The organism is Roseateles saccharophilus (genome assembly GCF_004342485.1).
Taxonomy (GTDB): domain Bacteria; phylum Pseudomonadota; class Gammaproteobacteria; order Burkholderiales; family Burkholderiaceae_C; genus Pelomonas; species Pelomonas saccharophila.
On sequence record NZ_SMBU01000005.1, the window covers coordinates 135628 to 158427 of the forward strand.

A 22800-nucleotide genomic window follows, 5' to 3' on the forward strand; every position below is an offset into this window, starting at 1 on the left:
CCGTTGCCTGCCCTCAGGCCCAACGCATCATCTGCGCGGCCTTCTCGCCGATCATCATGGCCGGCGCATTGGTGTTGCCGCTGATCAGCGTGGGCATGATGGAGGCGTCCACCACGCGCAGGCCCTGCAGGCCGTGCACGCGCAACTCGGCGTCCACGACGGCCATCGCATCGGCGCCCATCCTGCAGCTGCCCACCGGGTGGTAGATGGTGTCGACGCGCCGGCGCAGCAGGGCCTCGATGTCGGCATCGCTGCGCGTCTCGGTGCTCCACAGCTCGCGGCTCCAGTAGGCGCGCAACGCGGGCTGGTTCAGCAGCGCGCGCGTCAGCTTGAAGCCCGCCACCATCTCCGCCAGGTCGTCGGGATGCTGGAAGAAGGCCGGGTCGATCAACGGCGCCGCGCCGGCATCAGGGCTGGCCAGCTTCAGCGTGCCGCGGCTGCGCGGGCGCAGCAGGCAGACATGGCAGGACATGCCATGGCCCCAGGTCAGCTGGCGGGCATGGTCCTCGACGGCCGCGACGACGAAGTGCAGCTGCAGGTCGGGCCGCGCCTGCGCGGCGCTGCTGCGCAGGAAGCCGCCGCCCTCGGCGAAGTTGCTGGTCAGCATGCCGCGGCGCTCGGCGCGGTAGCGGCGCAGCGCCTGCCAGAACGCCAGGCCGCCGCGCAGCGACAGGCCGAAGGTGTCGAGGCTGCTGCTGCGCAGGCCGAAGACGAAATCGGGATGGTCCTGCAGATTGGCGCCCACGCCGGGCAGGTGATGCAGCACGGCGATGCCCTGCGCCTGCAGCTGGGCCGCGTCGCCCACGCCGGACAGCATCAGCAGCTGGGGCGACTGGATGGCGCCGGCCGCCAGCACGACCTCGCGCCGCGCCTGCAGGCGGCGCAGCACGCCGCCGACCTTGGCCTCCACGCCCACCGCGCGGCGGCCGTCGAACAGAATGCGCTGCACCTGGGCCTGCACCGTCACGCGCAGATTGGGCCGCGCCAGGTGCGGGCGCAGGTAGGCGCGCGCGGCGCTGCAGCGCTCGCCGCGATCCTGGGTGACCTGGTAGATGCCGATGCCTTCCTGCGTGTCGCCGTTGAAGTCGGCGTTGATCGCGTGCCCGGCCTCGCGGCCGGCGGCGAGCCAAACCTGCTGCAGCGGGTTGTCGCTGCGCAACTGGCTGACCTTCAGCGGGCCCGTGCTGCCGTGCAGCGGCGCGCCGAAGCTGTCGTTGCACTCGCTCTTGATGAAATAGGGCAGCACGTCGTCCCAGGCCCAACCCGGGTTGCCGAGCGCGGCCCAGTGGTCGTAGTCCTCGCGCTGGCCGCGGATGTAGACCATCGCATTGATGCCCGACGAGCCGCCCAGCATCTTGCCGCGCGGCACATAGCCGCGCCGCCCGCCCAGGCCCGGCTGGGGCACGGTCTCGAAGGCGTAGTTGTGCAGCTTGCTGGGCACCATCAGCACGGCGCCGGTGGGCACATTGCCAAGCCAGTTGTTGACGTCGGCGCCGGCCTCCAGCACCAGCACGCGGGTGTCGGGATCCTCGCTCAGGCGCCCGGCCAGCGCCGAGCCGGAGGAGCCGCCGCCTATGACGATGACGTCATGGCTCTCGTCGAAGCCTTGCGTGTCTTGCATGGGAAACCTCAGCTGATGCGCTTGAGCAGCGCGAGCAGGCGCTCGAACGTGGCGCCATAGGGCGGCTGGAACAGCTTCGTGCCGGCGAAGCGCGACTGGATGAACAGCGGCTTCTCCTTGCTGAAGGTTCGAAAGCCCCATTCGCCGTGGTAGGACCCCATGCCGCTGGCGCCCACGCCGCCGAAGGGCTGCTCCTCCTGGCCCAGATGCCACAGGCAGTCGTTGACGGTCACGCCGCCCGCATGGGTCTCGCGCATGACGCGGTCGCTCGCGGCGGTGTCCTGGCCGAACCAGTACAGCGCCAGCGGGCGGTCGCCACGGTTGATGTGGGCCAGCGCCTCGTCCACGCGGTCGTAGGCGACGATGGGCAGCAGCGGGCCGAAGATCTCTTCCCGCATGACGGCGGCTTCGGGTGGCACGTCCAGCAGCAAGGCCGGCACGAGGCGACGGTCCTGGCCCGGATCAGGCTGCTCGTCGTGCGTGCGCAGCACGCGCGCGCCGCGGGTGGCCGCGTCGTCGATGAGGCCTTGCAGCCGCGCAAGGTGGCGTGGCGTGACGATGCTGGTGTAGTCGGCATTGCCGGCGATGCGCGGGTACATGCGGCGCATCTCTGCCAGGAGGCGCTGCGCGAGCGGCTCCAACATCTCGCGCGGCACCAGCAGGTAGTCGGGCGCGACGCAGGTCTGGCCGGCGTTGAAGAGCTTGCCGAAGGCCAGGCGCGAGGCGGTCAGCGTCAGGTCCGCACTGCGGTCGACGACGGCGGGCGACTTACCACCCAGCTCCAGCGTGACGGGCGTCAGGTTCTTCGCGGCGGCCTGGGCCACATGACGGCCGACGGCCGTGGAGCCGGTGAAGAAGAGATGGTCGAAGGGCAGGCCGACGAAGGCCTTGCCGACCTCGGCATCGCCGGTGATGACCTGCATCTCCTCGGGCGCGAAGTGCTCGGCGACGATTCGCGCCATCAGCTCCGACGTGGCCGGCGTCAACTCGGAAGGCTTGATCAGCACGCGGTTGCCGGCCGCCAGCGCGGCGACGGCGGGCGCCATGGCGAGGTAGTAGGGGTAGTTCCAGGGCGACACGATGCCGACGACGCCCAGCGGCTGGCGCATCAGCACATTGCGGCCGGGCAGGAAGTGCAGCGGCGTCTCGACGCGCCGCGGCTGCATCCAGCGGCGCAGGCGCTTCAGCGCATGGCGAGCACCGGCCTCGACGGTGAAGAGGTCGGCCAGCAGCGACTCCTGGCGGGCGCGGTGGCCGAAGTCCTGAGCCATCGCGACGACCAGCGCGTCGCCATGCTGGCGCGTCATGGCCAGCAGCCGCTGCAGGCGGTCGCGGCGCACCGCGTAGCTCGGCATGCGCTCGGCCTCGAAGGCGCGGCGCTGTGCCGCCAGCGCGAGCTGCAGGCGCTCCTGTAGCGCGTTGTCCATGGGCTTGTCTCCGGTTCTCGATCTCTTGCATCGAGGCTAACCGCAAGCCGGGCCGCCACCATCGGGGGCGGCCCTGGACTAGAGGAACGCGTCTAGTCGCGCAGGTGACAGTCGTTAATGGCGGAAGTGCCGCACGCCGGTGAGGACCATGGCAATGCCGCGCTCGTTCGCCGCCGCGATGACTTCGTCGTCACGCATCGAGCCGCCCGGCTGGATGACGCATGTGGCGCCGGCGTCGGCCAGCACGTCCAGGCCGTCGCGGAACGGGAAGAAGGCGTCGCTGGCCACGGCCGAGCCTGCCAGGCTCAGGCCGGCATGCTGGGCCTTGATGGACGCGATGCGGGCCGAGTCCAGCCGGCTCATCTGGCCGGCGCCCACGCCCAGCGTCATGCCGCCGCCGCAGAAGACGATGGCATTGCTCTTCACATACTGGGCCACGGTCCAGGCGAACATCAGGTCGTCGAGCTGCTGGGCCGAGGGCTGCAGCGCCGTGACGACCTTGAGGTCCTCGCGCTTCAGGAAGTGGTTGTCGGCCGTCTGCAGCAGCAGGCCGGAGCCGACGCGCTTGCTGTCGCCGGCGTTGCGGCCCTGCAGCCACGGCGTCGCCCCCCCCTGCGGCAACGCGATCTGCAGCAGGCGCACATTGGCCTTGCTCTTGAACACTTCCAGCGCCTCGGCGCTGAAGCCGGGCGCCATCAGCACCTCGACGAACTGCTTGCTGACCAGCTGGGCCGCCGCGCCGTCCACCTCGCGGTTGAAGGCGATGATGCCGCCGAAGGCACTGGTCGGGTCGGTCTTGAAGGCCTTGGCATAGGCCTCGGCCGCGTTGGCCGCGACGGCCACGCCGCAGGGATTGGCATGCTTGACGATGACACAGGCCGGCGTGTCGAACGCCTTCACGCATTCCCAGGCCGCATCGGCGTCGGCGATGTTGTTGTAGCTGAGTTCCTTGCCCTGCAGCTGCTTGCCCGTGACCAGCGAGCCGGGCGCGGGGAACAGGTCGCGATACAGCGCCGCGGTCTGGTGCGAGTTCTCGCCGTAGCGCAGATCCTGCACCTTGACGAAGGTGGCGTTCATCTGTGCCGGGTACTCGGCCTTGCTGCCGTCTTCCTGCAACGAGGACAGGTAGTTGCTGATGGCCGCGTCGTACTGGGCGATGCGGTTGAAGGCGGCCACGCTGCAGGCGAAGCGGGTCTTGTCGGTGGTCTTGCCGTGGGCCTTCAGTTCATCGAGCACGCCGGCGTACTGGGCGGCGTCGGTCAGCACCGTCACGTCGCCCCAGTTCTTGGCCGCGCTGCGCACCATGGCCGGACCGCCGATGTCGATGTTCTCGATGGCGTCTTCCAGCGTGCAGCCGGGCTTGGCCACCGTCGCCTCGAAGGGGTAGAGGTTGACCGCCAGGATGTCGATGCGCGTGATGCCGTGCTTCTCCATCGCGGCCACATGCTCGGGCAGGTCGCCGCGCGCCAGCAGGCCACCGTGGATCTTGGGGTGCAGCGTCTTCACGCGGCCGTCCATCATCTCGGGGAAGCCGGTGTGCTCGGCCACCTCGGTGACCGGCAGGCCGGCCTCGGCCAGCAGCTTGGCGGTGCCGCCGGTGGACAGCAGCTTGGCGCCGAGGGCGTGCAGGCCCTTGGCGAAGTCGACGATGCCGGTCTTGTCGGAGACGGAGAGGAGTGCAGTGAGTGCCATGGTGCTTAGTCAGTTGGGGTCGGAGCTTCTCGCTGCGCTCGAAGGTCCAACCCACAAGGGGTTAAAGATTGTGATCGGTCAGCTTGCGGCGCAGCGTGTTGCGGTTCATGCCCAGCCATTGCGCGGCCTTGCTCTGGTTGCCGCCGGCCTCGCGCATGACGATCTCGAACAGCGGCTTCTCGACGAGCTTGACCAGCATCTCGTGCATCGAGTGCGGCTCCTGGCCGTCGAGGTCGCGGAAGAAGGCTTCGAGGTTGTCGCGCACGCAGGCGTCGATGGGGTTGGGCGGGTTGGTGTTCTTCTGGGCACTCATGACAGGAGCTTTCAGAAGCTGCGAACGGAGCCCGCGCGGCCGAGCAGACCGCCGCCATGGTGCCAATCAAGGCGCAAAGCGCAGCCGTAGCTGGGGCTACGGCGAGCATTTGCAACGCAGAGTGGCGCCATGGCGGCGGGATGAGCGGGCGTGTGGGCTTCGTTCACAGCTTCTCATTAGGCGGCGCAGGCTTCGTCGGCCTGTGCGTCTTCGTCGTTGGCGGCCGCGGTGGGCGGCAACCGGTCGTGGGTCTGGCCGAGGTCGTCGAACCAGTCGCGGAGCGCCTGCACCTGCTCTTCGCAGCGCTCCAGGGTGTTCATGTGCTGGCGGAAATCCTCACCGCCGGGCAGGCCGCGCACGGCCCAGCCGATGTGCTTACGCGCGCTGCGCACGCCACTGCGCTCGCCGTACAGGCCGTAGTGGTCGTGCAGATGCTCGGTGAGCAGGTCGCGGGCCTCGGCCACGGTAGGTGCGGCCAGGTGCTCGCCCGTCGCCAGGAAATGCGCCACCTCGCGGAAGATCCAGGGCCGGCCTTGCGCCGCGCGGCCGATCATCAGCGCGTCGGCCTGCGTGTAGGCGAGCACGTCGCGGGCCTTTTCGGGCGAGGCGATGTCGCCGTTGGCGACGACGGGAATGCGCAGCACGGCCTTCACGGCGGCGATGGTGTCGTACTCGGCCAGGCCCTTGTAGCCCTGCTCGCGCGTGCGGCCGTGGATGGTCAGCATCGCGATGCCGGCCGCCTCGAAGACGCGCGCCAGGCGCAGCGCGTTGCGCTCGTCTGCGCTCCAGCCAGTGCGCATCTTCAGCGTGACGGGCACGCCGCGCGGCTCGCACACGGCGACGACGGCCTCGACGATCTCCAGCGCCAGCGCCTCGTTGCGCATCAGCGCCGAGCCCGCCCATTTGTTGCAGACCTTCTTGGCCGGGCAGCCCATGTTGATGTCGATGATCTGGGCACCGCGGTCGATGTTGTAGGTCGCGGCCTCGGCCATCATGGCGGCGTCGGTGCCGGCGATCTGCACGGCGATGGGGCCCGGCTCGCCCGCGTGGTCGGCACGGCGCGAGGTCTTCAGGCTGCCCCACAGCTCCTTGCGCGACGTGACCATCTCGCTGACCGCATAGCCCGCGCCCAGGCGCCGGCAGAGCTGGCGGAAGGGCCTGTCCGTCACCCCGGCCATCGGCGCCACGAAGAGCCGGTTGGGGAGGGAGTGGGGGCCGAGTTGCACGAGGGGTCTGCTTAAAAAAGAGGCGAGATTGTAGCCAGCCGCACTTGCGGCCCCGGCCCACAATGCCGGCATGGAAGCCTGGCTCGGTCAACTCATCCACGATCTGCTCGCCACCCTGGCCCTGCCTCAGGTGGGGCTGGTGGCGGTCTTCATCATCACTTTCGTCTCGGCGACGCTGCTGCCGCTAGGCTCCGAGCCGGCTGTCTTTCTCGTCGTCAAGGCCGACCCGGGCATGTTCTGGGTCGTCATCGCGGTCGCCACCCTAGGCAACACCCTGGGCGGCGTCACGAGCTGGTGGGTCGGCTATGGCGCCGAGAGGGCCGTCGAAGCGGTCCAGCACCGCGAGCCGCCCAACCCGCGAGCGCTGGCCTGGCTGAAGCGCTTCGGCGCCAAGGCCTGCGTGCTGAGCTGGCTGCCCATCGTGGGCGACCCGCTCTGTGCCGTGGCCGGCTGGCTCAGGCTGCCCTTCTGGCCCTGCGTGGGCTGGATGGCGCTGGGCAAGGGCCTGCGCTTCATCTGTTTCACCGCCGCACTGATGTGGCTGGTCCCCGAAACCTGGTTGTCATGGATGCAATGAACACACCCGCCTACCAAGACCTGAGCACGCGCCAGCAGCGCCTGCACCATCTCGGCCATCTGCAGGCCATCGCGCAGTGGGACCAGGCCGCCAACATGCCGGCCAAGGGCAACGAGGCGCGCAGCCTCGCGCTGGCCGAGATGGACGGCCTGCTGCACCAGCTCGCCACCGACCCGGCCCTCGCCGGCCTGCTCGACGCGGCCGCCGCCGAACCGCTGGACGACGGCCAGCGCGCCAATCTGCGCGAGATACGACGTGCCTGGCGCACCGCCAACGCACTGCCGCAGGCCCTGGTGGAGGCCAAGAGCCTGGCCAACAACCGCTGCGAGCATGCCTGGCGCATGCAGCGCCCGGCCAACGACTGGGCGGGCTTCGCGCCCAATCTGCGCGAGGTGTTGAAGATTTCCCGCCAGGAGGCCGAGTGCCTGTCGCAGAGCACGGGCCTGTCGAAGTACGACGCGCTGCTGGACGTCTACGAGCCGGGCATGCGCAGTGCGGAGGTCGAGCGCGTGTTCGCGCCGCTGCGGCAATGGCTGCCGGGGCTGATCCGCGACGTCGTCGCGAAGCAGTCGCGCGAGACCGTCATCCAGCCCGTCGGCCCCTTCCCCACCGCCGCGCAGAAGGCCCTCGGCCTGGACGCGATGAAGCTGATGGGCTTCGACTTCGCCGCCGGCCGCCTCGACGAAAGCACCCACCCCTTCTGCGGCGGCGTGCCCGAGGACGTGCGCATGACGACGCGCTACCGCGAGGACGACTTCCTGCCCGCGTTGATGGGCACCATCCACGAGACCGGCCACGGCCGCTACGAGCAGAACCTGCCACGCGAGCTGCTCGGCCAACCCATCGCCCGCGCGCGCTCCATGGGCATCCACGAGAGCCAGAGCCTGAGCTTCGAGATGCAGCTGGGCAGCCATCCCGCCTTCGCCGGCCTGCTGGCACCGCTGCTGGTCAAGCATTTCGGCAGCCAGCCCGCCTTCGAGCCCGGCAACCTGCACAAGCTGCTGACGCGCGTGCAGCGCGGCTACATCCGCGTCGATGCCGACGAGGTGACCTACCCCGCCCACATCCTGCTGCGCTTCGACATCGAGCGCGCGCTGATCGAGGGCGAGGCCGAGGTCGACGACATCCCGGCGCTGTGGGACGCGAAGATGGCCGGGCTGCTGGACCTGGACACGCGCGGCAACTTCAAGGACGGCCCCATGCAGGACGTGCACTGGGCCGCCGGCCTGTTCGGCTACTTCCCCTGCTACACGCTGGGCGCGATGTATGCCGCGCAGTGGTTCGCGGCGATGCGCGCGCAGCAGCCGCAGCTCGACGCGCAGATCGCCGGCGGCGAGCTCGGCGGCGTGTTCGACTGGCTGCGCGCCAACGTCTGGCAGGCCGCCAGCCGCTACGAGACGCCGGAGCTGGTCAGGCGCGCCAGCGGCGAGGCGCTGAACCCGACCCATTTCGAGGCCCATCTGCGCGGGCGCTATCTGGGTTGACAGCCCCTCGCCCAATACTGCGCCGCTGAACGCGGGCAATCTTGGTCGGTCCCCCGGGGGGACGGCGATGCTTGCTGGATTGACCAGCAAGCACATCGCCCACGGGCCGGCTTGGGGCGGCCCGGCGCTCGGCCCCCCGATCGAAGACGCCGAGGAGTGAAGCCCCTCGGCGTGATTCAATCATTGGCCATCAGATCAGCCGGCGGTCTTGGCGTTGGTCTTGGCGTGATGGATGCGCGCGCTCTGGCGGTTCTCGGCATGCTGCAGGCGCTTCTGTTCGCCCGCACCGACGTTTCCGTCGGCCGCCGCATGGGCCTCGGCGCCGTCCACATGCGCTTGGCCGCGCTCCAGGCCGGCGGCCTCGCGCTTGGTCAGGGCGCCGCTCTGCAGGCCGTTCTCGACGCGCTTCTCCTGGTTCACATTGCGCTGCACGTCGGCCTGCATGCGCTGGCTGGAGGCCGACAGCGGGTTGCCATTGACGCCATTGGTCTCGGCCGTCTTGATGTCGCGGCTGGCCTTGTTCTGGGCGGCGCGCAGCTGGCGGCGCTCGGCCGGGCTGAGCTTGCCGTCCTTCATGTCCTTGGCCTGCAGCCTGTCGACCTTGGCCTCGTCGCGCTCGAGCTGGCCGGCTTCACGCGTCGTGATCTTGCCGCTCTGCAGGCCGTTCTCGATGCGCTGCTGCTGGTTCACGTCGCGCTGCACGGTGGTCTGCGCGGTGACGGGAGCGGCGGGGGCCGCGGGCGTCTGGGCCATCGCGGCGCCGGTCAGCAGGGCGAGGGTGGCGGAAACAGCGGCGGCGATCAGGGAGGTCTTCATTTGGAGGTTCCTTTCAGCGGTCAGCGACGGCTGGCCTGGGCAAACAACGCCAGGCACGGCGGCGGGCCGACTGCCGCCGACACCGATCGGTGAGAAGACGTAACGCGCCCGACAGCTTTCCGTCAGGCGGGCGGCAGGGGCAAAAAAGGGGCCGCTCCGTCGGGAGCGGCCCATCGAACGATCTATCAATCCAACCCACTGCGCTTCCCCGGCCCCCCGGCCATCTCCGCGCGTGGCGCCCGGGTCTTGTGCTCTCGGGCTCGGCCGCCGCCACTCGATGCGGCGACCGTGAACAGATTCTGGGCATGCCGCCCCGCGCTGCCATCCCCGCAAGCCGAGGGGCCTGACGGGCGGATGTGACAGGCGTCACAGCAACAGCGCCAGCCGTTCCAGGATCAACGCGCCAAAGAAGGCCAGGCCGGCCACCAGCGTCCACTTGACGATGACGACGCCGCGCCGCCGCCAGCGCGCCTGGCCTGTGGCGATGGAGAACGCGAAGCAGACGATGGCGGAGAACAGCAGCAGGCCGACGAGGAGGCGGGCGATCACCATGCCGGCGCCAGCTCCGCGAACCCCTTCGGCGCCTGGCGCTCGTCCTCGAAGCGGACGATCTCGTAGGCCGACTCGTCGGCCAGCAGCGCACGCAGCAGCTTGTTGTTCAGCGCGTGGCCGCCCTTGAAGGAGGTGTAGGCAGCCATCAGCGGCATGCCGGCGACCTGCATGTCGCCGATGGCGTCGAGGATCTTGTGCTTCACGAACTCGTCGTCGTAGCGCAGACCGTCGGCGTTCAGCACCTTGTAGTCGTCGACGACGATGGCGTTGTCCATCGAGCCACCGAGCGTCAGGCCGCGCGAGCGCATCAGGTCGATGTCGGCCGTCATGCCGAAGGTGCGCGCGCGGGCGATCTCCTTCTTGTACTTGCCCGAGCCCATGTCGAAGACGAAGCGGCTGCCGGTCGCGGCCACGGCCGGGTTGTCGAATTCGATCTCGAAGCTCAGCGTGTAGCCGTGGTGGGGCTCCAGCCTTGCCCACATCAGCTTCTTGCCCTCGCCCTGACGCACCTCGACGGGCTTGTTCACCTTCAGGAAGCGCTTGGGCGCGTCCTGCAGGACGATGCCAGCCGACTGCAGCAGGAAGACGAAGGCGGCGGCCGAGCCATCCAGCACCGGCACCTCGTCGGCATTGATGTCGATGACGAGGTTGTCCAGCCCCAGGCCAGCGCAGGCGGACAGCAGGTGCTCGATGGTCTGCACCTTGGGGCCGCCCGGGTCGCCATCGGGGCTGATGGTGGTGGCCATGCGGGTGTCGCTGACCGACATGACGCCGACCGGGATGTCCACCGGCGGGCAGAGATCCACGCGGCGGAAGACGATGCCGGTGTCCGGCGGCGCCGGACGCAGCGCCAGCTCGACCTTCTGGCCGCTGTGGATGCCGACGCCGACGGCCCGCGTGATGGACTTCAGGGTGCGTTGCTTGAGCATGCCCGGATTGTCCCGGATCAGGCGCGGGCCTGTTGGCGTCAGGCCTTGCGCTCCACCGGCAATCGCAGCGACAGCCGCGTGCCCAGGCCGGGCGTGGAATCGATGCGCAGCTTGCCGCCCAGGTGCTGGGCGCGCTTGATCTGGCTCTTCAGGCCGCGGCCGTGCTGCACGTTCTGCAGCTCGAAGCCGGCGCCGCCGTCCTCGACGCGGATCTCGACATAGCTGCCATGATGGCGCGTCACCATGCGCACACGGCTGGCGTGGGCGTGCTTGACGACATTGTTCAGCGCCTCCTGCATCAGGCGCAGCACATGCAGCGCATCGGGCGGCTCCAGCCAGTCCAGCGGCGGCAGGTCCTGGACGTCCCATTCCAGCTTCAGGCCGCCGACCTGCAGGCGCTTGCCCAGGCGGTAGCGCATCGTCGCCAGCAGCGAGACGAGGTCATGGCCGACCGGCTCCAGCGAGTCGATGACCAGGCGCAGGTCGTCCACGCATTCGCGCAGCACCTCGACACATTGCTCGTGCGACATGCTGCCCTGCTCCATCGCGACCAGGGCCGAAAGCAGCGAGGAGCCCAGGCCGTCATGCATGTCGGCCATGATGCGCTGGCGCTCCAGCAGCAGGGCCTGTTGGCGCTCGACCTCGCGCAGCTGGGCGTTCTGCGCCTGCAGCACGGAGACCTGCTCGTCCAGGTCCTCCTGCAGCTGGCTGTTCTCGGCCTGGAACTGCTCGACCGCGCCGACATAGCGGCGCTGCACCGCGTACAGGAAGCTGATCATGACGATCAGCGTCGCGAAGGGCATCAGGAAGAAGTGCTCGGGCCAGGCCCAGCCGGCCAGCACGGCCAGGTCGTGCGCGCCGAGCACGACGCCGCTGACCAGGGCCAGCGCCATGATGCGCAGCTCAGGGCGGCGCTCGCGCCAGGCCAACCAGCAGACCCAGGCCGTGCCGACGGCGGCAACCACGGCCGTCACCAGATACTGCAGCACCACCATGTCGAGCTGGCGCAGCCACAGCGGCACGCTGAACAGGCTGACGACAAGCACGCTGCCGAGCAGCAGCCGCTCCAGCCAGCGCAGGCGGTGGCTCGCGAAGCGCAGCGCGAACAGCAGCGCGGTGAGCATGACCCAGGCCATGGAGGCATGCGTGGCCCACCAGAACCAGTCCTGCCCCCAGGGCGACACCGGCAGGCTGACGTAGTAGTGCAGGTTGCGCACCATCCAGGCCGCGGCGCCCAGCGCGAACAGGCCGTAGATGGGCTCGGCCGGCCGGCGCAGCCACAGTGTCAGCGCGAACAGGCCGAGCACGGCCAGCGTCAGGCTGACGGCCTGGGGCAGGCCGGTCTGGGCACGCACCCGCCACAGCCAGCGCTTCTCGAGCGCGTCGCGCGGCCCCACCCAGATGCGCGACGCGGCGTGATAGCTACCCACAGGCACCGGCAGCGCGACGACCAGGTCCAGCCCGCTCTCGCCCGCGCCGGGCAGGGGCAGCCACAGCGGCTGGACCCATTGCTCGCGCTCGGCCGGCTGGTTGTCCAGCAGCATCTGCCAGCCCGGCCCGCGGCGCGCCAGCACCGCGGCCGACAGCGTGACCAGGCGCGGCATGTAGAGGGCCAGGGGCTCGTCGCCACCAGGTGGGATGCGCAGCCGGTACCAGCGCATCTCGTAGCCGCGCGCATCGCTGACCATGGCGGCGCCGGGACGGGCCTGCACGTCGGGCATGGCGATCTGCCGCCAGGCCGCGCCGTCCGCGGGCGGCAGCAGCTCGGGCGGCAGCGCCAGCCGATCGCCGCCGGCCACCGCCTGATGACGCAGCGCGGCCCACCAGGCCTCGAGCTGGGCACGCGTCCAGGCGCTGGTCGCGAGTTCGGTAGGCGCAGCGTCATCGACGGCAACGCCGGAGCTCGGCTGGGGCAGGCGCTGGGCCTGCAGGCCGGCCGCACACGCGAGCAGCAACAGCAGCAGCCCGTTGCGCAGCAGGGCACGCAGCTCAGGCATCCCGGCTTGTGGTGGGCATAGACATGGGGCGCCAGCATGCCACAGGGGTTGGCAGCTCCCTGCCGGGAAGGCGCGCAAAGACAAAGGGCGCCCCGTCGTCACGGAGCGCCCTTTGCGCGGATGTACCCGGAGGCAGCCGGGTTCAGTTGTGTTGCAGGCGGCTTCAGTCGGCCTGCTTGCGCAGGAAGGCCGGGATCTCGATCTCGTCCATGCCGTTGGACGACAGCGCCTCGACCTTGGCGGCGGCACTGCCCGAGCGGCCATGGCGCCAGACGCTGGGCACATTGGCGTTCGCGAAATCGCCCAGGCCCAGGCCGACATTGGCCTGCTGGGCCGTGGCGGCGGGGGCCGTCATGGCCACGGCCTGGGTCAGCACGGGCATGCCGTCGGTGCCGTTGCGCACGACGGCCTGAGTCTGCACGACCTGCAGCGGCGCCTGCTGGCGGGCGCGGCCGGCGGTCAGGCCGGTGGCGATGACGGTCACGCGCAACGCGTCGCCCAGGGTCTCGTCGTAGGCCGTGCCGAAGATGACGTGGGCGTCTTCGGAGGCATAGCGCTTGATCGCGTTCATCGCATTGCGCGACTCGCTGAGCTTGAAGTTGCTGCGCCCCGCGGCGATCAGCACCAGCACGCCGCGCGCGCCGGACAGGTCGATGCCTTCCAGCAGCGGGCAGGCCACGGCCGCCTCGGCGGCCTTGGCGGCGCGATCCGGGCCGGTGGCCTGGGCCGTGCCCATCATGGCCTTGCCGGGTTCGCTCATCACGGTCTTCACGTCCTCGAAGTCGACGTTGACCAGGCCGGGAATGTGGATGATGTCGGAAATGCCGCCAACGGCGTTCTTCAGCACGTCATTGGCATGCGCGAAGGCCTGATCCTGCGTGACGTCGTCACCCAGCACGTCGAGCAGTTTGTCGTTCAGCACGACGATCAGCGAGTCGACATTGGCCTCCAGTTCGGCCAGGCCGGCATCGGCCGCCTTGGCGCGTCGGCCACCTTCGAATTCGAAGGGTTTGGTGACGACGCCGACTGTCAGGATGCCCATTTCCTTGGCGACGCGGGCAATTACCGGCGCCGCGCCCGTGCCGGTACCGCCGCCCATGCCGGCGGTGATGAACAGCATATTGGCGCCGGCGATGGATTCGCGGATGCGGTTTTCGGCTTCCTCGGCGGCGGCCTTGCCCATTTCGGGTTTGGCACCGGCGCCCAGACCGGTCGAGCCGAGTTGCAGCAACTGGTCGGCCTTGGAGCGGTTGAGGGCCTGCGCGTCGGTATTCGCGCAGATGAATTCAACGCCTTGAACGCCCTGGGCGATCATGTGGTCAACGGCATTGCCGCCGCCGCCACCGACCCCGATCACCTTGATTTGGGTGCCTTGGTCAAACTCTTCGATCATCTCGATGGGCATATCAAACCTCCTACTGCAATTGTGCCTTGGCACACAAAGAATGACTAGTTGCTGAAACGTCTTTTTAGTGGTTCTTGGGGGTCAGAAATTCCCCATGAACCAATCCTTGACCCGACCGAGCAGGGTTTGCACCGAGCCGGCCTGCTGTGCCGCCTTGAAACCCCGGCTGCGCGACAGTCGGGCTTCTTCGAGCAGGCCCATGACGGTGGCCGAGCGCGGGTTGGCGACCATGTCGTAAAGGGCTCCGGAATACGTGGGCAGGCCGCGCCGGACAGGTTTCAGAAAAATGTCCTCGGCGAGTTCCACCATGCCGGGCATGACGGCCGAGCCGCCGGTCAGCACGATGCCGGAGGACAGCAATTCCTCATATCCGCTCTCGCGAATGACCTGGTGCACCAGCGAAAAGATTTCCTCGACGCGCGGCTCGATGACGCCGGCCAGCGCCTGCTTGGACAGCATGCGCGGGCTGCGGTCGCCCAGGCCCGGCACTTCCACCTGGTCGGACGGGTCGGCCAGCAGTTGCTTGGCGACGCCATACTCGACCTTGATTTCCTCGGCATCCTTGGTCGGCGTGCGCAGGGCCATCGCGATATCGCTGGTGATCAGGTCGCCGGCGATGGGAATGACGGCGGTATGGCGGATGGAGCCGCCGGTGAATATCGCGACATCGGTCGTGCCGGCGCCGATATCCACCAGCGCAACCCCCAGGTCGCGCTCGTCGGCGGTCAACGCGGCATGGCTGGACGCGCTCGGGTTCAAAACCAGCTGGTCGACTTCCAAACCGCAGCGGCGCACGCATTTGACGATGTTTTCGGCAGCGCTCTGGGCGCCGGTCACGATATGGACCTTGACCTCCAGCCGGCCGCCGCTCATGCCGATGGGTTCTTTCACCTCGTGACCGTCGATGACGAATTCCTGCGGTTCGACCAGCAGCAGGCGCTGGTCGTTGGGAATATTGATGGCCTTGGCGGTTTCGACGACCCGGGTCACGTCGACCGGCGTGACCTCCTTGTCGCGCACGATGACCATGCCGGTGGAGTTCTGGCCGCGGATATGGCTACCGGTAATCCCCGTGTAAACCCTGGATATTTTGCAGTCGGCCATCATTTCGGCCTCTTTCAGGGCCTGCTGGATGGACTGCACGGTGGCGTCGATATTGACGACGACACCGCGCTTCAAGCCATGCGACGGCGCCACGCCGAGGCCGGCGATGCGCAATTCCCCGCCCGGCAAAACCTCGGCCACGACGGCCATGATCTTGGCGGTTCCAATATCCAAGCCGACGACCAGATCCTTGTATTCCTTGGCCATGTCCGTCCTCAACGTTTTCTATTTACGGGTTTCCCCGGGATCTGGGTCGTCACGCCGCGCAGCCTGACCGCATAGCCGTCGGCGTGGCGCAGGTCGGCCGACAGCAGCGGGCTGCGGTATTGCGCCGTGACCTGGGTGATGGAGCGGGCGAACTGGCCGAAACGCTCGGCGACTTCCGGCAAGCTGCCGCGGCCCAGCTCGATGACGGCGCCGCTGCCGAAGGTGGCGCGCCAGGAGCCGCGGCCGGACAGGTCCAGCCTGTCAATGGTCTCGCCCAGCTTCTCGGCGGCGGGCTGCAGCGCCCGCCACATCTGCAGCATCGGGCCGGCAGCATTGGCCGGGCCGGCCAGCACGGGCAGGTCTTCGTCCTCGACGTCGCCGAGATTGGCCTGGAAGACCTCGCCGAAGCTGTTGACCAGGACCCGCTCGGCGCTGGCCTCGGTGGCCGAGTCGGCGCCGTCGGCGCGCGCCTCCCAGTAGGCGGCGGCGCGGTGCTCTTCCAGATTGACCCTGAGGCGCATCGGCCAGATGCGCTGCAGTTGGGCATGGCGCACCCAGGGCACGGCCTCGAAGGCCGCGCGACCGTCCTTCAGGTTCATGCTGAGAAAGGAACCCTTCAGGCGCGGCAGCGCATTGGCGCGCAGCGACGCGACGCTGTTGCGGCTGACATCGCCATCGACCTGGATGGCCCGGATGTTGAACACCGGCAGGCGCACCGCCCAGCGCACCAGGCCCCAGGCCGCCGTCGCCAGCAACGCGGCGAAGAGCAGCGCCGACACCGCATTCATCAGGCGGACGTCGGGAGGCAGCGCCGTCATGCCCACCCCTCGCCCGACGAGTACGTCGGTCGATCCCCCAAGGGGATGCGGGCCGGCTTGGGAGCGGCCCGGCGCTCGGCCCGCAGTTGCGCGACGGTGGCGACGGCGGAGTTCACTTCCGGTCCAACCTCGCTTGCGAGAGCAGCCACAGGCAGAGCTGCGGGTAGGCTATGCCCACGGCCTTGGCCGCCTTGGGTACGAGCGAGTGCGAAGTCATGCCCGGGCTGGTGTTCATCTCCAGCAGGAAGGGCTTCATGTCGGACTTGCGCAGCATCAGGTCGGCGCGGCCCCAGCCGCGGCAGCCGAGCAGCTGGTAGGCCTTCAGCACGAGCTGCTGGATCTCGGCCTCGAGCGCCGCGGGCAGCGTGCCGAACAGATATTGCGTCGTGTCGGTGTGGTACTTGTTCTCGAAGTCGTAGTTGCCCGCCTCCGCGCGGATCTCGACCACCGGCAGCGCGACGGCCGTGTCGCCCTGGCCCAGCACGGCGCAGGTGACCTCGGGGCCTTCGATGCACTGCTCGAACAGCAGTTCGTCGTCGAAGCCCAGGGCGAGCTCGACGGCACCCTGCATGTCGGAGTAGCCGGCGGCCTTGGTGATGCCGATGCTGCTTCCCTCGTGCGGCGGCTTCACGATGACGGGCAGGCCGAGTTCGTCGGGGATGGCGCGGATGCGCTCGCGCGTCAGCTCGGCGCGGCCCAGGGCCAGGTATTGCGGTGTCGTCAGGCCCTCGGCGGCCCAGACCCGCTTGGTCATGGTCTTGTCCATCGCGACGCCCGAGGCCGTCACGCCGGAGCCGGTGTAGGGGATGCCCAGCCATTCGAGGGCGCCCTGCAGCGTGCCGTCCTCGCCGCCGCGGCCATGCAGCGCGATGAACGCGCGCTCGAAACCCTCGTCCTTGAGCGCCTGCAGCGGGCGCTCGGCGGGGTCGAAAGCGTGGGCGTCCACGCCGAGCGAGGTCAGCGCGTCCAGCACGCCGCTGCCGCTCATCAGCGACACGGGGCGTTCGGCGCTGATGCCGCCGAGCAGCACGGCGACCTTGCCGAGCGCCTTGGCGTCGACGTTCAGATCGATAGGCGCATTGCTCATGCCGATGCTCCTTGCGAGAAATATTGGGCGACGAGGCGCGGCAGCGCGCTCATCGAGCCGGCGCCCATGCCGATGACGACATCGCCATCGCGGCTCAGCCTGGCCAGCGCGGCCGGCATGTCGGCCACCGCCGCGACGAAGTCCTGCGTGCCCACGGCATCGGCCAGCGCGCGGCCGGTGGCGCCTTCGATGGGCGCCTCGCCGGCCGAATAGACCTCGGTCAGCAGCACGACGTCGGCCCCCTTCATGACCCGCACGAAATCGGCAAAGCAGTCGCGTGTGCGGGTGTAGCGATGCGGCTGGAAGGCCAGCACGAGGCGCCGGCCGGGATAGGCGCCGCGCGCGGCGGCGAGCACGGCGGCCATCTCGACCGGGTGGTGGCCGTAGTCGTCGATCAGCGCGAAGCGGCCGCCGTCGGCCGCCGGCCATTCGCCATGCTTCTCGAAGCGGCGCCCCACGCCGGAGAAGTTCGCCAGGCCCTTCAGGATGGCCTCGTCCGAGCAGTCCAGCTCCATCGCGATCGCGATGGCGGCCAGCGCATTGCGCACGTTGTGCTCGCCGGCCAGGTTAAGCAGCACGTCCAGGTCGGCCGCGCCTTCGCGCTGGCAGCCGAAGCGCATCTGCGCACCGGCCAGCGCCTGCACGTTCACTGCGCGCACGCTGACGCCCTCGGACAGCCCGTAGCTGACGACCGGCCGCTCGATGCGGCCGAGGATGGCGCGCACGCCGGGGTCGTCCGCGCAGACCACCGCCGCGCCGTAGAAGGGCATGCGGTGCAGGAAATCGACGAAGGCCTGGTGCAGCTTCTCGACCGAATGGCCGTAGGTGTCCATGTGATCCTCGTCGATATTGGTGACGACGGACAGCACCGGACTGAGCTTCAGGAAGGAGGCATCGCTTTCGTCGGCCTCGACAACGATGAACTCGCCCCGGCCCAGGCGCGAGTTGGCGCCGGCGGCATTCAGCTTGCCGCCGATGACGAAGGTCGGGTCCAGCCCGGCCTCGACGAGGATGGCCGTGACGAGGGAGGTCGTCGTCGTCTTGCCGTGCGTGCCGGCGATGGCGATGCCGCGGCGCAGCCGCATCAGCTCGGCCAGCATGACGGCGCGCGGCACGACCGGAACCTGGCGCGCGCGCGCTGCCCGCACCTCGGGGTTGTCGGCCGCGACGGCGGTGCTCGTGACCAGGGCCTGGGCGTCGCCGATATTGGGCGCCGCGTGGCCGATCTCGACGCGCAGGCCCAAGGCACGCAGGCGCTCGGTCGTCGCGCTCTCGACGGCGTCGGAGCCGCTGACCGTGAAGCCGAGGTTGTGCAGGATCTCGGCGATGCCGCTCATGCCGGCGCCGCCGATGCCGACAAAGTGCAGTCTTTGGACGGCGTGCTTCACTTCAACATTCCTTCGATCTCGTCGGCCACGCGCGCAGCGGCACGCGGCCGCGCCAGCGCGCGGGCCTTCTCGCCCATGGCCAGCAGTGCGCCGCGATCCAGGCCGCTCAGCAGTTCGTGCAGCTTCTCCGGCGTCAGCTCGGTCTGCGGCAGGTGGATGGCCGCGCCGTGCTGGGCCATGAAGACGGCGTTGTCGCGCTGGTGCGAGGTCGTGCTGACGACCAGGGGCACCAGCACCGCCGCGCAGCCGGCCGCGCACAGCTCGCTGACCGTGATGGCGCCGGCGCGGCAGACGACGACATCGGCCCAGGCCAGAGCCGCGGCCATGTCGTCGATGAAGGGCCGCACCTCGGCGGTCAGGCCCGCGTCCGTGTAGGCCTGCCAGACGGCGCCGAGATGGTCCTGGCCGGACTGGTGCAGCACCTGGGGCCGTTGCTCGGCCGGCCACAGCGCCAGCGCCTGCGGCAGCGCCTGGTTCAGCGCACGCGCGCCGAGCGAGCCGCCCAGCACCAGCAGGCGCAGCGGACCGATGCGATCGGCCATGCGCTCGGCCGGTGCGGGCAGCGCCTCGATCTCGGCGCGCACCGGGTTGCCGCTGACGACGGCGCCGCGCGTGGACGCAGCCGCCGCACCGTCGAAGCCGAAGGCAATCCGGCGCGCAAAAGGCTTCAGCGCGGCATTGCTCTTCAGCATCGCCGCATCGGCGTTCACCAGCATCAGCGGCCGGCCGCTGAGCGCCGCCGACAGGCCCGCGGGCACGCAGACATAGCCGCCCATGCCGAGCACGGCCGTCGCGCGGCGCTTGTCGTAGACACGCCGTGCCGCGCCCAGCGACTTGAAGAAGCCGACGATGCCGCGCAGCGTGTGCCCGAGGCCCTTGCCGCGCAGGCCGGCGAAGGGCAGCGCGTCGAGCTCGATGCCGCGCGCCGGCACGAGGCGGTTCTCCATGCCGGCCGGCGTGCCTATCCAGGACACGGTCCAGCCGCGGCGCTGCATCTCTTCGGCGACCGCGAGGCCGGGAATGACGTGGCCGCCCGTGCCGGCGGCCATCACGACGAGGTGCTTGTCGCTCATGCGCGGCCTCCGCGCATGAGTTGCCTGTTCTGGCTGCGGCCCGCGGACTGCGTCCGCTTCACGTCGCTGCGCGACATGAGCCTGCGCCGAAACAGGCCACGCGGGCACAGCCCGCTGGGCCTGTTCGCGCTCCACGCAAACAGGCCGTTCATGCGCGGCCTCCGCGCATGAGTTGCCTGTTTTCCAGGTCGATGCGCAGCACCACGGCCAGCGCCACGCAGTTCATCAGGATGGCCGAGCCACCGAAGCTCATCAGCGGCAGCGTCAGGCCCTTGGTCGGCAGCGCGCCGAGGTTCACGCCCATGTTGATGAAGGCCTGTCCGCCCATCCAGATGCCGATGCCCTGGGCGTAGAGGCCGGCGAACACGCGGTCCAGCGCGATGGCCTGGCGGCCGATCAGGAAGCAGCGCCGGGTCAGCCAGAAGAAGGCCAGGATGACGACGGCCACGCCGGCGAAGCCCAGCTCCTCACCGATGACGGCGAGCAGGAAGTCGGTGTGGGCCTCGGGCAGGTAGTGCAGCTTCTCGACGCTGCCGCCCAGGCCCTGGCCGAACCACTCGCCGCGGCCGAAGGCGATCAGGCTGTGCGTCAGCTGGTAGGCCTTGCCCTGGGCGTATTTGTCGTCCCAGGGATTGAGGTAGGCAAAGATGCGCTCGCGGCGGAAGTCGCTCAGCGTGATCATCAGCGTGAACGCGCCCATCAGCACCGCGACGATCAGGAAGAACATGCGGCCGTTGACGCCGCCGAGGAAGAGGATGCCCATCGCGATGGCCGCGATGACCATGAAGGCGCCCATGTCCGGCTCGGCCAGCAGCAGCAGGCCGACGAAGGCCAGCGAGATCGCCATCGGCGTGACGGCCTGGAAGAAGTTCTCCCGCGCGTCCATCTTGCGCATCATGTAGTTGGCCGCGTACAGCGCGATGCCGAACTTGGCCAGCTCGGAGGGCTGGAAGTTCATCACGCCGAGCGGGATCCAGCGCCGCGCACCGTAGACGACCTTGCCGATGCCTGGGATCAGCACCCCGACCAGCAGCACCAGGGCCGCAACGAAGACCCAGGGTGCCCAGCGCTCCCAGGCCGACACGGGGATCTGCACGGTGACGAGGCCGGCGACGAGGCCGAAGCCGATGGCCACCATGTGGCGGGTCAGGAAATGCGTCGGCAGGTATTTGGCGAAGCGCGGGTTGTCCGGCATCGCGATGGAGGCCGAATAGACCATCAGCAGGCCGAAGGCCATCAGCGCGAGCACGACCCAGACCAGGGTGATGTCGAAGCCCTGCAGCTGCGTCGGCCGGCCGGCCGACGTGGAGACCCAGTCGCGCACCGGCACGGCGGCGTCTTCACCGCCGTCGCGCTTCCACAGCGACTGCAGCCTGGCGGTGAAACCGGTCAGCACCGCGTTCACAGCGCCACCCCGCGCTCGTCGGCGAGCCGCTGCACCGTCGCGACGAAGACCTCGGCGCGATGGGCGTAGTTCTTGAACATGTCCAGGCTCGCGCAGGCGGGCGACAGCAGCACGCTGTCGCCGGAAGCAGCTTGTTCCAGGCACCAGATGGTGGCAGCTTCGAGCGTGTCGTGGCGCTGCATGGGCACGCCGGTGTTCGCGAGCGCGGCTTCGATCTGCGCCGCGTCGCGGCCGATCAGCGCGACAGCGCGCGCATGCCGGGCCACGCCCTCGGCCAACGGCGAGAAATCCTGGCCCTTGCCGTCGCCGCCGAGGATGAGCACCAGCCTGGCAGGCGCGCGATCGGCGCCCAGGCCGGAGATGGCGGCCACAGTCGCACCGACGTTGGTGCCCTTGCTGTCGTCGTAGAACTCGACGCCGTCGATGCTGCCGAGCGGCTCCACACGATGCGGCTCGCCGCGGTATTCGCGCAGGCCGTGCAGCATGGGCGCGAGCTCGCAGCCGGCCGCCGTCGCAAGCGCCAGTGCCGCCAGCGCGTTGGCCGCGTTGTGGCGGCCACGCACGCGCAGCGCGTCGGCGGGCATCAGGCGCTGGATGACCAGGGGCTCGTCTTCATCACCCTTGCGCTTCTTGATCGTCGGATCCAGCTCGCGGGCCCGCACCAGCCAGGCCAGGCCGCCCTCGTCCACGAGGCCGAAGTCGCCCGGCGCCTTGGGCGCATTCAGGCCGAAACGCACGACATGGCGCGATACGGTCCGGCCGGGCTTGCCGCGCGTGCCCTTCACGAACACCGGCTGCGGCACGAGACCCTCGACCTCGGCATCGTCGCGGTTGGCGACGATGACGGACTCGCGGCCGAAGATGCGCGCCTTGGCGCGGCCGTAGGCGGCCATGTCGCCATGCCAGTCGAGATGGTCCTGCGTCAGGTTGAGCACGGCGCCGGCCGTGGGCTCGAAACCGGTGACGCCGTCAAGCTGGAAGCTGGAGAGCTCCAGCACCCAGAACTCGGGCAGGGTCTCGAAGACCGGGCCGCGCGGGGGCCGCGGGGCAATGGGCAGCGGCGCTTCCTCGTCGGGCAGCACGGCCGCGGCTTCCTCGCTGGCGCCCTCGTCGGCCGGCGCATCGTCGGCAGGCTCGACAGCGACCTCGGCCGGCGCCGGATCGGGCTCCCTGGCCAGCGCCTCGCCCAGCGTGTCCAGCAGCGTCGGGCCGATGTTGCCGGCAATGGCCACGCGCTTGCCGGCGCGCTCGGCGAGCAGGCCCGTCATGCAGGTCGTCGTCGTCTTGCCGTTGGTGCCGGTAATCGCCAGCACCGCGGGCGCATAGCCGTGCTGGGCCTTCAACGCGGCCAGCGCGTCGGCGAACAGGTCCAGCTCGCCGCGCACGGCGGGGCCATGCTCGTAGACCGCCTTCAGGCGCGCGTCCAGCGGCGACAGGCCCGGGCTCTTCAGCACCGCGTTGAAGCCGGCGACCCCATCGGCCGTCAGCTCGCCGGTGATGAAGGCCGCCCCACCGTCTATCGTGCCCAGTGCGCCTAGCTGCGGCGGCTGCGTGCGCGAGTCCCACACGGTGACCTGCGCACCGAAGCGCGCGCACCAGCGGGCCATCGCGAGACCGGAGTCCCCGAGGCCCAGCACGAGCACGCGCTGATCTTGCAGTTGCGGCAGGTCCAGCTTCAT

General features: G+C 69.6%; 19 protein-coding genes. 2 read left to right on the plus strand and 17 right to left on the minus strand.

Annotated elements, in window-relative coordinates:
* Positions 1–13 precede the first annotated feature (13 nt).
* The 5 genes from EV671_RS06400 to dusB form a co-directional block, all read right to left on the minus strand.
* Positions 14–1621, minus strand: coding sequence for a GMC family oxidoreductase (locus EV671_RS06400; protein WP_132570462.1), 1608 nt, complete (start codon positions 1619–1621; stop codon positions 14–16).
* A gap of 8 nt (positions 1622–1629) precedes the next feature.
* Positions 1630–3048: a coniferyl aldehyde dehydrogenase gene (locus EV671_RS06405; RefSeq protein WP_132570463.1), complete on the minus strand. Its 1419-nt coding sequence runs from the start codon at positions 3046–3048 to the stop codon at positions 1630–1632.
* Positions 3049–3162: 114 nt separating this feature from the next.
* Complete coding sequence (purH, locus tag EV671_RS06410) at positions 3163–4740, minus strand: bifunctional phosphoribosylaminoimidazolecarboxamide formyltransferase/IMP cyclohydrolase (protein WP_132570464.1); 1578 nt, start codon at positions 4738–4740, stop codon at positions 3163–3165.
* Between the two features lie 61 nt (positions 4741–4801).
* Positions 4802–5053, minus strand: a complete 252-nt coding sequence (locus EV671_RS06415) for a helix-turn-helix domain-containing protein (RefSeq protein WP_132570465.1) — start codon at positions 5051–5053, stop codon at positions 4802–4804.
* Positions 5054–5229: 176 nt separating this feature from the next.
* A complete protein-coding gene (gene dusB / locus EV671_RS06420) occupies positions 5230–6279 on the minus strand; it encodes a tRNA dihydrouridine synthase DusB (RefSeq protein WP_243655602.1) in 1050 nt (349 codons plus the stop codon).
* Positions 6280–6349: 70 nt separating this feature from the next.
* On the opposite strand from dusB, the gene EV671_RS06425 reads away from it, so the two are divergent.
* Both EV671_RS06425 and EV671_RS06430 read left to right on the plus strand, forming a co-directional pair.
* Positions 6350–6856: a YqaA family protein gene (locus EV671_RS06425; RefSeq protein WP_132570467.1), complete on the plus strand. Its 507-nt coding sequence runs from the start codon at positions 6350–6352 to the stop codon at positions 6854–6856.
* On the plus strand, positions 6853–8340 hold the full coding sequence (locus EV671_RS06430) for a carboxypeptidase M32 (RefSeq protein WP_132570533.1): 1488 nt from the start codon (positions 6853–6855) through the stop codon (positions 8338–8340). The genes EV671_RS06425 and EV671_RS06430 overlap by 4 nt, the downstream gene beginning before the upstream one ends.
* Before the next feature lie 195 nt (positions 8341–8535).
* Here EV671_RS06430 and EV671_RS06435 read toward each other — a convergent pair whose 3' ends face one another.
* From EV671_RS06435 to murD, 12 genes are all read right to left on the minus strand, one after another.
* Positions 8536–9156 carry a hypothetical protein gene (locus EV671_RS06435; protein WP_132570468.1) on the minus strand — a complete coding sequence of 207 codons (621 nt, stop codon included), beginning with the start codon at positions 9154–9156 and terminating at the stop codon, positions 8536–8538.
* Positions 9157–9522: 366 nt separating this feature from the next.
* Positions 9523–9708, minus strand: a complete 186-nt coding sequence (locus EV671_RS06440) for a hypothetical protein (protein ID WP_132570469.1) — start codon at positions 9706–9708, stop codon at positions 9523–9525.
* Positions 9702–10637, minus strand: coding sequence for a UDP-3-O-acyl-N-acetylglucosamine deacetylase (gene lpxC / locus EV671_RS06445; RefSeq protein WP_132570470.1), 936 nt, complete (start codon positions 10635–10637; stop codon positions 9702–9704). Before lpxC ends, EV671_RS06440 begins: the two co-directional genes overlap by 7 nt.
* Before the next feature lie 38 nt (positions 10638–10675).
* Entirely contained in the window at positions 10676–12634 is a 1959-nt protein-coding gene (locus tag EV671_RS06450) for a sensor histidine kinase (protein ID WP_132570471.1), read from the minus strand.
* A 163-nt stretch (positions 12635–12797) separates the two neighbouring features.
* Positions 12798–14039, minus strand: a complete 1242-nt coding sequence (gene ftsZ / locus EV671_RS06455) for a cell division protein FtsZ (RefSeq protein WP_132570472.1) — start codon at positions 14037–14039, stop codon at positions 12798–12800.
* A gap of 81 nt (positions 14040–14120) precedes the next feature.
* Entirely contained in the window at positions 14121–15350 is a 1230-nt protein-coding gene (ftsA, locus tag EV671_RS06460; protein WP_132570473.1) for a cell division protein FtsA, read from the minus strand.
* Between the two features lie 8 nt (positions 15351–15358).
* Positions 15359–16168, minus strand: a complete 810-nt coding sequence (locus tag EV671_RS06465; protein ID WP_132570474.1) for a cell division protein FtsQ/DivIB — start codon at positions 16166–16168, stop codon at positions 15359–15361.
* 112 nt (positions 16169–16280) lie between these two features.
* Complete coding sequence (locus EV671_RS06470) at positions 16281–17255, minus strand: D-alanine--D-alanine ligase (RefSeq protein WP_132570475.1); 975 nt, start codon at positions 17253–17255, stop codon at positions 16281–16283.
* Complete coding sequence (gene murC, locus EV671_RS06475) at positions 17252–18643, minus strand: UDP-N-acetylmuramate--L-alanine ligase (RefSeq protein ID WP_132570476.1); 1392 nt, start codon at positions 18641–18643, stop codon at positions 17252–17254. Before murC ends, EV671_RS06470 begins: the two co-directional genes overlap by 4 nt.
* Positions 18640–19716: an undecaprenyldiphospho-muramoylpentapeptide beta-N-acetylglucosaminyltransferase gene (gene murG / locus EV671_RS06480; RefSeq protein ID WP_132570477.1), complete on the minus strand. Its 1077-nt coding sequence runs from the start codon at positions 19714–19716 to the stop codon at positions 18640–18642. Before murG ends, murC begins: the two co-directional genes overlap by 4 nt.
* A gap of 148 nt (positions 19717–19864) precedes the next feature.
* On the minus strand, positions 19865–21121 hold the full coding sequence (gene ftsW, locus EV671_RS06485) for a putative lipid II flippase FtsW (RefSeq protein ID WP_415840385.1): 1257 nt from the start codon (positions 21119–21121) through the stop codon (positions 19865–19867).
* Positions 21118–22800, minus strand: a complete 1683-nt coding sequence (gene murD, locus EV671_RS06490) for a UDP-N-acetylmuramoyl-L-alanine--D-glutamate ligase (RefSeq protein ID WP_132570478.1) — start codon at positions 22798–22800, stop codon at positions 21118–21120. The genes ftsW and murD overlap by 4 nt, the downstream gene beginning before the upstream one ends.

Excerpts from the sequence above, each read along its gene's own strand:
- EV671_RS06415 (WP_132570465.1), bottom strand. The coding sequence starts at position 5,053 with ATGAGTGCCCAGAAGAACACCAACCCGCCCAACCCCATCGACGCCTGC.
- EV671_RS06430 (WP_132570533.1), top strand. The coding sequence starts at position 6,853 with ATGAACACACCCGCCTACCAAGACCTGAGCACGCGCCAGCAGCGCCTG.
- EV671_RS06465 (WP_132570474.1), bottom strand. The coding sequence starts at position 16,168 with ATGACGGCGCTGCCTCCCGACGTCCGCCTGATGAATGCGGTGTCGGCG.
- EV671_RS06470 (WP_132570475.1), bottom strand. The coding sequence starts at position 17,255 with ATGAGCAATGCGCCTATCGATCTGAACGTCGACGCCAAGGCGCTCGGC.
- ftsZ (WP_132570472.1), bottom strand. The coding sequence starts at position 14,039 with ATGCCCATCGAGATGATCGAAGAGTTTGACCAAGGCACCCAAATCAAG.
- EV671_RS06425 (WP_132570467.1), top strand. The coding sequence starts at position 6,350 with ATGGAAGCCTGGCTCGGTCAACTCATCCACGATCTGCTCGCCACCCTG.
- EV671_RS06405 (WP_132570463.1), bottom strand. The coding sequence starts at position 3,048 with ATGGACAACGCGCTACAGGAGCGCCTGCAGCTCGCGCTGGCGGCACAG.
- EV671_RS06440 (WP_132570469.1), bottom strand. The coding sequence starts at position 9,708 with ATGGTGATCGCCCGCCTCCTCGTCGGCCTGCTGCTGTTCTCCGCCATC.
- ftsA (WP_132570473.1), bottom strand. The coding sequence starts at position 15,350 with ATGGCCAAGGAATACAAGGATCTGGTCGTCGGCTTGGATATTGGAACC.
- murD (WP_132570478.1), bottom strand. The coding sequence starts at position 22,800 with ATGAAGCTGGACCTGCCGCAACTGCAAGATCAGCGCGTGCTCGTGCTG.
- purH (WP_132570464.1), bottom strand. The coding sequence starts at position 4,740 with ATGGCACTCACTGCACTCCTCTCCGTCTCCGACAAGACCGGCATCGTC.
- EV671_RS06450 (WP_132570471.1), bottom strand. The coding sequence starts at position 12,634 with ATGCCTGAGCTGCGTGCCCTGCTGCGCAACGGGCTGCTGCTGTTGCTG.
- lpxC (WP_132570470.1), bottom strand. The coding sequence starts at position 10,637 with ATGCTCAAGCAACGCACCCTGAAGTCCATCACGCGGGCCGTCGGCGTC.
- EV671_RS06400 (WP_132570462.1), bottom strand. The coding sequence starts at position 1,621 with ATGCAAGACACGCAAGGCTTCGACGAGAGCCATGACGTCATCGTCATA.
- murG (WP_132570477.1), bottom strand. The coding sequence starts at position 19,716 with ATGAGCGACAAGCACCTCGTCGTGATGGCCGCCGGCACGGGCGGCCAC.
- EV671_RS06435 (WP_132570468.1), bottom strand. The coding sequence starts at position 9,156 with ATGAAGACCTCCCTGATCGCCGCCGCTGTTTCCGCCACCCTCGCCCTG.